Source organism: Paenibacillus sp. NRS-1782 (assembly GCF_050467685.1).
Classification (GTDB): Bacteria; Bacillota; Bacilli; order Paenibacillales; family Paenibacillaceae; genus Paenibacillus; species Paenibacillus terrae_A.
Genome location: NZ_JBITPH010000022.1, coordinates 59,838 through 71,772 on the forward strand (window position 1 = coordinate 59,838; position 11,935 = coordinate 71,772).

Annotated in this window: 10 protein-coding genes; 3 read left to right on the forward strand and 7 right to left on the reverse strand. The window is 46.3% G+C overall.

From position 1 onward, the window contains the following. Positions 1–85 precede the first annotated feature (85 nt). Positions 86–4,111: a DUF5695 domain-containing protein gene (locus tag ACIFQM_RS09875; protein WP_430065399.1), complete on the reverse strand. Its 4,026-nt coding sequence runs from the start codon at positions 4,109–4,111 to the stop codon at positions 86–88. A gap of 751 nt (positions 4,112–4,862) precedes the next feature. On the opposite strand from ACIFQM_RS09875, the gene ACIFQM_RS09880 reads away from it, so the two are divergent. Then, positions 4,863–5,408: an N-acetyltransferase family protein gene (locus ACIFQM_RS09880; RefSeq protein ID WP_430042406.1), complete on the forward strand. Its 546-nt coding sequence runs from the start codon at positions 4,863–4,865 to the stop codon at positions 5,406–5,408. 407 nt (positions 5,409–5,815) lie between these two features. After that, entirely contained in the window at positions 5,816–6,094 is a 279-nt protein-coding gene (locus ACIFQM_RS09885; RefSeq protein ID WP_430042501.1) for a DUF6809 family protein, read from the forward strand. Between the two features lie 154 nt (positions 6,095–6,248). Here ACIFQM_RS09885 and ACIFQM_RS09890 read toward each other — a convergent pair whose 3' ends face one another. The 3 genes from ACIFQM_RS09890 to ACIFQM_RS09900 are packed head-to-tail and all read right to left on the reverse strand — an operon-like array spanning position 6,249 to position 8,481. After that, on the reverse strand, positions 6,249–7,001 hold the full coding sequence (locus ACIFQM_RS09890; protein ID WP_430065401.1) for an amino acid ABC transporter ATP-binding protein: 753 nt from the start codon (positions 6,999–7,001) through the stop codon (positions 6,249–6,251). Between the two features lie 15 nt (positions 7,002–7,016). After that, positions 7,017–7,676, reverse strand: a complete 660-nt coding sequence (locus ACIFQM_RS09895; protein ID WP_430042404.1) for an amino acid ABC transporter permease — start codon at positions 7,674–7,676, stop codon at positions 7,017–7,019. A 40-nt stretch (positions 7,677–7,716) separates the two neighbouring features. Continuing rightward, complete coding sequence (locus ACIFQM_RS09900; protein ID WP_430065403.1) at positions 7,717–8,481, reverse strand: amino acid ABC transporter substrate-binding protein; 765 nt, start codon at positions 8,479–8,481, stop codon at positions 7,717–7,719. Positions 8,482–8,679: 198 nt separating this feature from the next. Between ACIFQM_RS09900 and ACIFQM_RS09905 the strand changes: the two genes are divergently transcribed. Then, positions 8,680–9,009 carry a hypothetical protein gene (locus ACIFQM_RS09905; RefSeq protein WP_430065405.1) on the forward strand — a complete coding sequence of 110 codons (330 nt, stop codon included), beginning with the start codon at positions 8,680–8,682 and terminating at the stop codon, positions 9,007–9,009. Positions 9,010–9,166: 157 nt separating this feature from the next. Here the strand turns inward: ACIFQM_RS09905 and ACIFQM_RS09910 are convergent, their stop codons facing one another. The 3 genes from ACIFQM_RS09910 to ACIFQM_RS09920 all read right to left on the reverse strand — a co-directional run bounded on the left by ACIFQM_RS09910 (position 9,167) and on the right by ACIFQM_RS09920 (position 11,928). Further along, on the reverse strand, positions 9,167–9,712 hold the full coding sequence (locus tag ACIFQM_RS09910; protein WP_430042397.1) for a hypothetical protein: 546 nt from the start codon (positions 9,710–9,712) through the stop codon (positions 9,167–9,169). 340 nt (positions 9,713–10,052) lie between these two features. Beyond that, a complete protein-coding gene (locus tag ACIFQM_RS09915; protein ID WP_430065407.1) occupies positions 10,053–11,153 on the reverse strand; it encodes a toxic anion resistance protein in 1,101 nt (366 codons plus the stop codon). Between the two features lie 94 nt (positions 11,154–11,247). Beyond that, positions 11,248–11,928, reverse strand: coding sequence for a hypothetical protein (locus ACIFQM_RS09920; RefSeq protein WP_430042393.1), 681 nt, complete (start codon positions 11,926–11,928; stop codon positions 11,248–11,250). Between the last annotated feature and the right edge of the window lie 7 nt (positions 11,929–11,935).

Sequence of the window (11,935 nt, forward strand, 5' to 3'; positions counted from 1 at the left end):
TTTGTACTCCAAATGCAAGAATACCCACCGCTACTCTCCCCTTTGCAGGAAGAAAGTGATGGTGGGAAAGGTTATTTAACAAGAGCTATTCGCTGTTTACTCCAGATCGTGATCCCCCTGCTGATTTAGCAGAGCTGACAGGAGCAGGTGTTTCAGGTGTTACGGAGTTAACCGGAGTTGTTGGCGTTTCCGGAGTACCGGAGTTGACAGGGGCCCCCGCCTCGATCACGGTCACCTTGGCAATCGCCTTCAATTCTGTTCCTTCTACATTGCCCTTCAATTCAAATGAACCCGGAGTAGCATATTGTGCAGGATCAATATTTTCCCACTCTACAGCTACCCACTTGGTGGAGCCTTCTCCATACGTAGCTTCCACCACGCTCGGCAGTTCAGGTTTTTCACCCGCACGTGTCGTCACGTTTACTTCTTTTATAGCCGTGATTTTCTCGGCTCCCGTCAGGCTCTGTGCTGTACCGGAAGCCAGACCTGCTACCTCGGAAGCATTCAGAGCGCGGCTGTAGATGCGGAATTCATCCACCAGACCGTTAAAATACGGATCAGGGTACTGAGACTTGCCAATAAAATTATTTTTCGTCTGGCCCAGACTGGTAGGATTCAAGGTCAGGCTGGTATTGCGTCCCACTTCTTTACCATCCACATACAAAATACCTGTGGAGCCCGAAAGCGTGACCGCAACGTGCTTCCACACCCCTGTCGACAGCACAGGAGCCTCAATCGTCTGTTCCTGCCCCTGCCCGTTGCCTTGGTTGGTAATCGCAAACAGCATCGTATTTCCGGCTTTGGGCGTGAGGAACATATATTCATTCGTCCCGGAGCCGAAGTCAAAAATCCGTACATAATCGCTCAGGCTGTTCGCCTTGACCCAACCGGATACGGTCAACTGCTGTGTCCGGCTCACGATGCCCGCTGGAAGCTGTACATAGCTGTCCTTGCCATTGAGGCTGACGGCATTGCCTTTTTTCCCTGCAGCCCATGCAGCCGTACCCTTCACGACAGCATCATTGTGACTGTCCGACGAATCCGCAGCAACAGAACCGCTGGTTTCATCAAACTTATACAACGCAAGCTGTTCAAGTAACGGAGCCGCCGGTTCTACGATTACGCTCACTCTGGCCTCCGCAGACAACAGCGAATCGCTGGCTGTCAGCTTGAATATATACGTTCCCGGCTCGGAAACGTCCACCTTCGTACGCAGCGATGCTTTACTGCTAAATGTGACCTTGGCATTCTGTGGCCCTTCGACCAGACTCCACTCGCTTGTAACCTTGCCTTGCGGAAGTCCATCATCCACAGCCGTACCTTTCAAAATGATTGGATCCGGCAGCTTCACCTTGGACGCTTTACCCGCATCTACGACAGGCGCCTTGTTCGGATCAGGCGTCGTTGGTGTCAGCTCCACCGTGTAGGAAGAGGCTGTGCCCATATCCAATTTCAGCTTGTTGGTAGGTGCATACGCATTAAATTTACCTTGCGATTGTCCGCCCACCTTAACCAAATACGTTCCCTTCTTCAAGCCATCAAATGTAACGTACGTGGAATGTGCTTGGCCTGGCGTTTGATTTTTCAGCTGGAGCCATACATAATCCTTGGATGTTGCCAGCTTGGCTTCTGTATATTGGTCCCTGTCCAGCTCGATATACAGCTTTTCCGTGATCAGATTGACCCGCTTGAACAGGCCGTCCAACGGCTTGATCGTATACACGTTACCGCTTTTGCTTACCTCTGCACCATAGCCCGTCAATCCGAAAATCGGGTCCACTGCAATGTCGGCGCTTAGCGTTTTGAGCGCACCGAACAGTCCAAGATCGGCCTCGCCGCTCATGCCGCGCCAGCCGTTAAAGAGCGGAACATTTTTACCGCCTCCGGTGCCGTTTGTTCCTTGGTTACCTTTTTCTGCCTGATAAGTCCACGCGACTGCCCCGATGTTGTCAGGGTCGGAGCTGATTTGCCCCGAGTTAATCGCCCCCACATTAGCGATTTTAGCTGCATAGGACAGACGCTGCTGTTCCTCGCGGTGATTGTCCTCATGGTGCCGAATCCAGTCGTCCATCGCATATCCGGCAAGCGAAGTCGTGTACTGGAAATTAAACCAGTTCTCCCCGGTAATCGTCACCGGATCGGTATAGTAGTACCATACTGGCATATGTCCGCGTGCTGCACGGGTTTTGGCATTGATTTTACTCATCATTTCCAGCGCCTTGCTTTGCTCGCCCTCTGTATCTATATTCTGCTTGGCTAACGTATATACGGCCTCTTCCCCAGTGTTATCGTAGCTGTATTCGGAGCCGTAAGGATATTTTGTATTTTTAAAATTGTTATATTTTCGATCCATTTTTTCCCTGAGATCGTTCGCCTCATCATCATAGCCTTCATCATGAAGTGCCTGGATAATATCCGGTGTGGTCAGTTCGCCCATCAAGCCCGTTTCCCAGTTGTACGCGACTGGCCCTTCGTACAATGCTTTGAAAATGTTATACGCCCGCAGCAAATACGTTTCCTTCGGCTGCTTGTAAGTGACAAGCTCCGGGTATTCCTTCGCAATCTTGTACATGCTGAAATAGGTGTTATACACATGCGGGTAAGCGTACCCCCGATAGGTTGGTGTATCGTTCGGCTCTGGCATCAGGAAATCATGAATCAGATAATCCTCATGATGACCGTTCATCAGATTCGTCCAGATCGCCGTCTCCAAATAATCGTCTACCGCCCGTACCTCTTTGGCAACCGGAGACAGTGTGTTTTTCTCAGCCAGGAACTGTCCGTGAGTCAGCCCCCAATCATCACCCCAGCCCCAATATCCGTTGAAAATGTTACGCTTGGATTTGTTATGCATCATCCAATCGTCAAAGACCTTGTCGCGCAGATCACCCGGTACATTCCACTGGGTTTTATCTACCATAAACGTAGCGTGCCGTTGCAGCGCCAAATCAATCGGCTCAATAGCATAAAACTGTAAAACCGACTTGTTGCCGTTTCCGTACTCCACCGTGATGAAGTTTGGACCCAGCTTGGTGAATTTCAGCTCATAAATGTGGTGCCCTCCAGTCTTGCTGTCCGTCTGCGGAATGACGGTTCCATCTGGATAGGTTACCTTGCTGATCGCCTGCTTGGTGCGCAGGTCCACTTTTGCCTTCTGATTCGTAGGCACGATCATGCCCGGTACAACCGTTGTATCCACCAGGTTTTCTTGATACAGCGTATCCTTCACATCATGCTCGTCCTTCACCGCCAGAAACTTGAAGCCATAGTTGCGGCTTTGGCCGGGGTTCAGGACCAGACTTGTGTTGGGCAAATATCCACGGTTGGTGGACTTAATTACGTTGGAGTGAATATAAAATACATTCAGTCCCTCCAGCCATTTGCCTTCATTCGCCGGATTCCAGGCCCATTTGCTGCCCGGATGCTCCTCATCCCGCCAGTGATCCTGATACTCGAAACCAGCACCCGTCGAGGAATCAGGTATCAGCAGCAGGGAAGAGCCAATGCCGCTGGGACGTCCAGCCGTAATATAGGAGCTGTTGTTGCCGACAAAGGAATGCGTCACGACCCTCGTTTCGTAAATCGCATCTCCGTTGGTCCATTGCTCATTAAAAGGCAAAGGCAAACCGAAATCGCCAATCTCCAACTTTTTGCCACTTGTGTTCTGTACCTGTATATTCCACAACACCGAACCGTTCGACTCTGCCGAATACGTTTCGATGACTTTGAAATTGCGAATGCCTTCTGCGTTGCTTGAATTCTCATACGTAACGGTAACGCGGTTGCCACTGGTCGTGATTTTGCGCGCGTCTGCCGACTTGTTCGTCCAAGCCTTCGTCCAGCTGCCTTCGTCCAATCGGTACGTGAACATCAGTTCACCGAGCCATTGATGATCCGCCGTATTCTGCTCGGGTGTTACCGTTGCGTTCATCACGTACTCTGTCGGGAAGGCATCTCCCTTGATACGGATGGATGAAATTTCGCCATGCTCGCCTGTCTGAATCGTTAGCTTGTCATTGGATAGTTCATAGGCCTCCGCCGTATGCGTCCCAAATAGTACAGAACCCGCGGTTAAAAACAAAAATGCCGCCAATATTCCTTTAAATTTCATCAACACGCCTCCTTTTGGATCCTGGGGTCCTGATTTGCTTGCCAATCACCTGAACTCTCTTCATTTCGCCGCAACCTCCTTGGAAATGTAAGCGCTACAACTCCATTGTACAAATACTTGTCCATTGGTAAAATCAACATTTTCAACCGATTTATATAGGATTTCAACCTAATAGGGGGATGAGTGCAAATTGTTCTTCCGATCGCTGTTGTAACGGGATTTTTTTATTGGAATAGGGATGTAAAGGGGAGAAGCCTGTAAAAGTTACAAACCAGCTTTTCGCGAGGCGTGTGCTGATGTAAGTAGTTTATCAACGGCAATTCAGGATCAATTCACCTTCGAATCACGATTGGCAATCTAATCAAAATCACAGTTGGTAAAAATATGTATAGCTGAATGAGAATCATAGGTGTTTGGGAAATTCCCGGCATAGATGATTCTTTTTATTTTTGACTATGGACAGTTCCTACGTTTTGATAAACTTGATAAGAACAAACAAAAATAATGGTTAATGTAACGAAAATCGCACCAATTAAGCCCATTTCCTTGAGTTTATATTAACCATATTTCTCGCTCAACTCCTTAATCAATAGAATTATTATTTTATCCAGTAGTGTTACCTTTTACTTGCAGGGACCATCTTCTTTTTAAAATAAAGTGATATAATGCTTATTATACATACGGTTGTTTATATTTCCCAGTAAATAATATTGCAATCTCTATATAAGCCGAAATAGGAATGGAGTATATCATGATCATTAACAAACAAGAATTTTATGTGAATGGACTAAATTATACTGTTAGATCGGCAATCGACAAGGATGCGGCAGATTTATCTGAATTAAGATTACAAATTGATGGAGAGACAGAGAATTTGGATAGAGAGCAAGGGGAGGCATTTATAGATGCATCGGGGTTTGAACAGATTATACAAACGGACACTGTAAAACCAAGAAATTTATTTTTAGTTGCTGTAGTTGGTGATCAAATCGTGGGGTTTTCAAGATGCGAAGGAGTTTATTTAAATAGATTCGCTCATAAAGTAGAATTTGGAGTCTGTGTTTGTAAAGAATTTTGGGGATATGGTATGGGAAAAAATCTGCTGAAAGCATCTATCGACTGGGCTGATTCCAATGACATTCAAAAAATGTCGTTGAATGTTTTAGAAACAAACGATAAGGCCATTGCACTGTATAAACAACTGGGGTTTGAGATCGAAGGTATATTAAAAAAAGACAAAATTCTGTCCGACGGTAAGTACCACAACACAGTTATGATGGGACGATTCAATGAATAATTTCAGCAATAAAGCTCCTGTGAATCATCACGGGAGCTTTGTTGTGCATGTTATGCCTTTTTACCTGTAACGTTTAGGATTATCTGTCTGATCAAGAATAAACCAAGTTGAACAAGAACGGAGTGGGCGGAATGGTGCTGTACAAGCGATAGCGTTCGCCTTTGTGCCCGGATTTCAACCTTCTTGGCTTGATTAAGAAATCCGGGCGCAACAGCGATGAGAAGCACCATCCGACCACGTAGTGGCGCCTCATGTACATTTTTAACTCAGCTTATAAAAAAAACTTTATGCAAATAACGCATAAATATCAATATGTAGCTTCCGCTTGACGTATACTTGCCTTGGGTGATGGATTTACGTGAGAACAAAGACTTAACAAAATAGTATTCATAGGAGGCATAATGAAAATGATTTTGGAGGATATGTATTATGGGAATTGGCATCCCAGTGAACCTACCGATCCTGAATCTCAAAAAGTGAATCAAAAAATTAGTGAACATATGGAGATGCTGAAAAATAAATTATCAGAAGTCGATTTTGAGCAAATGGAAATCATATTTGATTTATTGAACGAGTCCACCTCCCTGCACTCCGCAGCAGCATTCATCCACGGGTATCGAACGGGAGCAATGACGATGATTGAGGTATTTAGCGGAGAAAAGGGGGCGTGGTCAGCTAAAGAATAGGAGCCTAAAGCCAGTTTGCACCACGCCCTGAAACCTGCTCCATACTTCCTGCCTAAAAATAGGTTCATGCATAGGTCCGGCGGGGGTAACAGCGATGGGAAGCACAATCTGCACGCGCAGAGCCTCCCTGACACACCCCCACCAGTAACTATTTTTAAGCCTCCACCCGATTCAAAAACACCTTCGTCCGCTCCAGCTGCGGATTACCGAAAATCTGCTCAGGCGTGCCAGACTCGGCAATCTCTCCGTTGTCCATAAAAATCACACGATCCGCCACATCTCTCGCAAAGCTCATCTCGTGGGTCACGATGACCATCGTCATATGCTCCTCAGCCAGCTTTTTAATGACTCGCAGCACCTCGCCCGTCAGCTCGGGATCAAGGGCAGAGGTCGGCTCGTCGAACAGCAAAATATCAGGGTTCATCATCATTGCCCGTGCAATCGCCACACGCTGCTTCTGCCCCCCCGACAATCGGGATGGATACGCATCTGCTTTATCCGCCAAGCCGACTTTAGCCAGTAGCTCAGCGCTTTGACGGCGTAGCTCGGCCTTGCTCGTTTTTTTCACCAGCTTTGGAGCCAGCTCCAGATTATCCTGCACCGTCAAGTGAGGGAACAGATTAAAATGCTGGAGTACCATGCCCATCCCGGTAGTAATGCCCTTAATCTCGCCTGCCGGGGCATACTGACCATTTTCCACCAAAGCTTTATCATGAATGCGGATCGTCCCGCCCGTCACATCCTCCAGATGAACCAGACTGCGAAGCATCGTGCTTTTCCCCGAGCCAGAAGGACCGATGACCGCAACGACCTCACCTGCCTTGACGTTAAAGCTCACTCTTTTCAGAACGTCGAGCTTACCGAACGATTTTTTCAAATCGATTACTTCTATTGCGTTAGTGTTCATATCCCGACATTCCTTTTACTCGAATTTAAAACGTTTTTCCAGCGCTCTAAAGAATAGCGTCAGCACCAAGGCCAACAACAAATAGATCATAGCCGCTACAAAATAAGGCACAATCGTAAAATCACGGTTCACAGCCGTATTGGCAAAATGCAGCAGCTCCGGTACAGCTACCGCATATAGCAGCGCCGTATCTTTCACCAGTGTTGTCGCCTCATTCGTGACCGCTGGCAAAGCAATCCGTACCATTTGCGGCACAATAACTCGAATCAGCGTCTGCGACTTGCTCAGGCCCAGCACTTGAGAAGCTTCGTATTGCCCCTTATCAATCGACAACATCCCGCCTCTGAAAATTTCAGCAAAATAAGCCGCATAATTCAGCACAAACGCCAGCAACGCAGCCGTTGTCCGATCCAGCACCAGATATTCCCCGATCACAGGCAGCATCGGCAGACCAAAGCAAAAGAACAGCAGTTGCAGCAGAAGCGGTGTGCCCCGTATGACATAAATGTACGTATGCATCAGCCAGGCAATCGGCTTAATCTGGCTTTTCGCCAGCAACGTAACGATAAAACCCAGTGGAATGGACAAGATGAGCGTGATGAAAAATAAAATAACGGTCATCTGCGCCCCTTCGAGCATAGGCTTCATAATTCGTAAAATATAATCCATACTCATAACCTTCGACTCCTAAACCCTTAGTTCAATACACTACGTATTAGTTCAATACCTTATCTTCACCAAACCACTTTTTCGAAATTTCAGCAGCTTTGCCGTTCTTGTGCAGCTCATCCAAAGCGGATTGTAGCTGCGTCAAAAGCTCTTCGTTCCCTTTTTTCACGCCGATGCCGTATTCCTCAGGGGCCAGCGATTCACCAAGCAGCTTATACGTTCCAGGCTCTTTGGACATATAGTATTTGGCTACCACCTCGTCAATGACAACCGCATCCAGACGTCCGGTTTTCAGGTCGGTCAACGCGAGTACATTATCGGGATACTCAGACACCTTCACCTTGCTCTTGATCGGGTTCGCATCCAGTGCATCTGCTGCCGAGGACAATGTTTGAAGACCTACGTTTTTGCCCGCCAGATCGTCCAGCTTCGAGAGGTTGGATTTGGCCGGGAGCGCGATCACCTGACTATTTTTCAGATATGGCTTCGTAAACAGCACCTTTTCCTTGCGCTCATTCGTAATCGTATAGCCGTTCCAAATCAGATCAATACGGCCGCTGTTCAGCTCGGATTCTTTGGAAGACCAATCAATGGGCTGGAATTCCACTTGCTTGCCCATTTGCTCCGCAGCCGCTTTGGCATAATCAATATCAAAGCCGGTTAGCTCGTTATTTTCATCTCTAAAACCCATTGGCGCAAATTTATCATCAATTCCGATAATCAGCTTGCTGTTATCCTTACCACCGGAGCATCCGGCCAAAACGATCATAATCAATCCAATCATCATTGTGAACATGGCAGTTTTTCTCATCTTATTCCCTCCAGCAATGGTAACCTCCCTATCCACAGGACAGGCGGCAAACACTTTAGTTCGTTAACACGTTATCAGAGTATCATCATAACATACCGCAAGATACTCGTCGAGAGGATGGAGCGGAATCTTAGCCTTATAAAAATGGAAAACCTGTGACGAACATTTGACCATTGTTCTATAATGTAAAACCTTACCTTGACACGTCACCTAAACCGTTTTATCATTCCCAGGGTAGAACCTGAACTGATCCGTAAACTGGACATACAGCAACGTACGCTATTCCGTCAATTGGTATTCAAGCAAAATGCCTCCTCAATAACTGAGATTTGTAGGCTATTGAACGCTGGTGAACGGACGGTAAGAGAAAAGATTAAAAAATGGATTGAAGAAGGGTTCCTGGAACCAAAAGATCCGGAAGCGCAACGTATCCGTACCATCGTTCTTTCAGTCCAATATGAAGAGCTTGCCGTCGATATTCGCAATGAATCCGAAAAATATCAGTATCTTTTGGGTAGTAATGACTAAATGGACAGTATCCACCATGTTTCATTTGTTTCAATATGGATAACACAAAAAAGAGAGTTCCGCGAAGTTTAATCGTGGGACTCTCTTTTTTTGATATCTATTCTTTTTAAAAAAACTTTGTAGCATTCTCACATTACGAAGGCTTAGTCCGTCTAATTTACCATCTGCGGCGTTCGTCGCCTCTCAGGGGAAAGTCGCTTAGATCTCCGAGTTGGTCATGCGCATCTTTGTAAATTCGGATCATAGCTTGTACCTTGTTAAAATCGCTGTCTTCCGGGCCGAATCCTTCCATATACATTTTTTGAATGATATTCTGGAAAAATTCGATACGCTGGCGGATGGATTCCTGCTCCATATGCAGCACATCTTCAAAGCTGTGTGCCCCAGCAAATTCAGACAGCTCATCTGGCTCCTGCTCTTGATATCGCTCTCCCCGGGTTTCGGGATTGAGATCAATAGAGGTACGCAAGGCTGACAACAAAATATTTTCCCGTACCAGCATGACATGAAAATCCTTGTTCTTAAACAGGTCTGCCACGATCAGACGGCACATTTCCTTATTTTGCAACAGAATTCCGTCAAAAGGATGCAGCGTCCACACACCGTAATTAAAAAACAAATTAAAATTAAAGCTGCTGCTCCCATACTGATACACAATGTTGATTTTCGATTCGTCGATGATTTCAAATGAAAATTCCAGCATGCATTCTCCTTTAGGATTCCAATATTTAACTCTATCCTATCAGAAAATGCATGATTTTCAATAAAAAAATTTATTTCACAGCATCATTGAATTCCACGATAGAATCAGCTTGTTCACTACTGGCAGCTACAAGCAGATAGACAATCACACACCCCAAAATAAAGGACATCATACGCTCGTTCTCTCCTTTGTCATTTCACTTTTTAAGAGTTTATGCACGAGATGGCTATGTATGATTATCATGTCCGTTATTAGTTGCCCCCAAACCAAAAAAGACGCCTTTCAGGATCACTCTGGCGTCTTTTCAATAGGTTAGGTCTATTATTTTACATTTGTAAAATCAGTTCAGAAACGAGCTTAGTCCTTCGGAAGAATCTTTATCCTTCAAACTCTTGGGCTGTTCCTTCCCCTCTATACCCAGACGTTGGCTGAGGTCGGCATTGATTGCCGTCATTTTGCTCGTATAATCATGGCAGCTTTCAATAATTTGACGGTTGGATTTTTCGGACAGATCCAAAGCAGATACCAAATCTCCAATCGCCTGATTCACAGCCTCCAGTGACATCGAAGGCTTGCTAAGCAGATCTGTCGTTCTCTCGGTCGTCGTTTTGAGAAGCTTGGCATTTTCCTTGAATTGATTCTCAATCGTACGATTCGTGGCATCCACGGCTGAAATGATTTTGTCCTGGTCGGCCAGTGCCATCGCAATCATAGCTGATACAGTGATCAAATTCGACGTTTTATCAATGGCATTATTTACAGAATCAATCAGTTTATCATTATTATCATTAATAATATCCGTGGCCGCAATCGCCTGATTGTAGAGCAAAATCATTTCGGTCATCGACTGCGTGCGAGTAACCACCTTGCGCAGTCCCCGTTCCAGATGAGACTTCCTCAATTCATTCTCCGGCTTGGCAATCTCAGTCTCGAACAGCTCCTTCAACCGATTACCAAAGGCGATCTTCGTCTGCAAATTGTAGATTTCCTCAATGGAAGCCTTTTTCAACTGCCTCATGCTGACAATATTTTCTTCCAGATTGTCCTTACCGTCTCTCAAGGCTGTAATGATTTGCTCGATGTTTGTTTTGACCGACTGATACTTGTAAATGTAGTTCTTCAGCGGGCTTTTCCGTAGCAGCTTGCCGAAAAAGCTCACATTTTTGCTCTGCTGGAGCGTTTCACATTCATCCCGCAGCTTTAAGATCATGTTCGATACCTCAGCCCGGTCGCTGGACATGAGATCGTTCACTGGACGATCCAGCATTTTAAGAGTCTGTCCCGCACGCTCCTGCGTTTTGACCCCTAGCTTCCCGATGTCGTCCATTAAGGTATCCAGGCTCATGACATCGCTCTGTGACACCTTCTGAATGAGCTGAGAAGCCTCCTCGGTCACCTTTTGTTCGTCTTCTTTTTTCAATTCAGCCCATGGGGTCGCCATAACGCTAACCTCCTATTCTACACAATAACCGTTAACCAACGGCTAATAGTTATGGTTCAGAGCAGCTATGCTGCTGATTTTTTTAAAAAACACCCTACAATTCGGAACTGCTATACCGCTGGTGAATCAGCTCGGCTTTGGTTTGTAATTCAAGCAGATCCTTGTGCTCCACCGTGGATACAATCACCGATATCTTGCTATCCACATCCCGCAGGCCGTTTAATAACGTTCTCCGGTTGGTTCGCTTGGCATCACCGCTGAGCCGGAGAAACGGATTAATCAGTCCGTTCAGGTCCTTCAAAATCAATCTCCGAACTGTGTGGTTCACTTCGCTGTTATTTAATTCATGCAAAAGCGGAATCACCCGCTGCAAACGTGCGAACAGAGCCAATGCCTTCTCGACGATCTCGTTATCGAGCGAATCCTTTTGCCCCTCGGAGATCACCATATCCTCCAAGACCTCTAGATACTCCATGACCTGAGCAAATTCGCTGCTCACCTGTTCAGATAAGCGTGGTTTTCCAGTTACAGGCTCCGTTGGTGCCGAGGCTTCCTTTTCAATCTTCTGTGTCTCAACAGCTTGTACCTGCTCTACCGGAATAACGGAACCCGTGAGATTGGGTCGGGGATGGCGGATAGCCATAACAACATTGTATCCCCCTAAACAAATGACCGGAATCGCCAAACACACAAACAACGGCAGCCACAAGCTCAGCAAAAGCGCAATCAGATAGCTGCCCACGGCAATCGTGGTTCCCCACATTTTTGACGTCATAGCTTGT

Bases quoted from the DNA above. Each gene is read 5' to 3' on its own strand.
- ACIFQM_RS09910 (WP_430042397.1), bottom strand. From the start codon at position 9,712: ATGCTGGAATTTTCATTTGAAATCATCGACGAATCGAAAATCAACATT.
- ACIFQM_RS09875 (WP_430065399.1), bottom strand. From the start codon at position 4,111: ATGAAATTTAAAGGAATATTGGCGGCATTTTTGTTTTTAACCGCGGGT.
- ACIFQM_RS09895 (WP_430042404.1), bottom strand. From the start codon at position 7,676: ATGAGTATGGATTATATTTTACGAATTATGAAGCCTATGCTCGAAGGG.
- ACIFQM_RS09920 (WP_430042393.1), bottom strand. From the start codon at position 11,928: ATGACGTCAAAAATGTGGGGAACCACGATTGCCGTGGGCAGCTATCTG.
- ACIFQM_RS09915 (WP_430065407.1), bottom strand. From the start codon at position 11,153: ATGGCGACCCCATGGGCTGAATTGAAAAAAGAAGACGAACAAAAGGTG.
- ACIFQM_RS09890 (WP_430065401.1), bottom strand. From the start codon at position 7,001: ATGAACACTAACGCAATAGAAGTAATCGATTTGAAAAAATCGTTCGGT.
- ACIFQM_RS09880 (WP_430042406.1), top strand. From the start codon at position 4,863: ATGATCATTAACAAACAAGAATTTTATGTGAATGGACTAAATTATACT.
- ACIFQM_RS09900 (WP_430065403.1), bottom strand. From the start codon at position 8,481: ATGAGAAAAACTGCCATGTTCACAATGATGATTGGATTGATTATGATC.
- ACIFQM_RS09885 (WP_430042501.1), top strand. From the start codon at position 5,816: ATGATTTTGGAGGATATGTATTATGGGAATTGGCATCCCAGTGAACCT.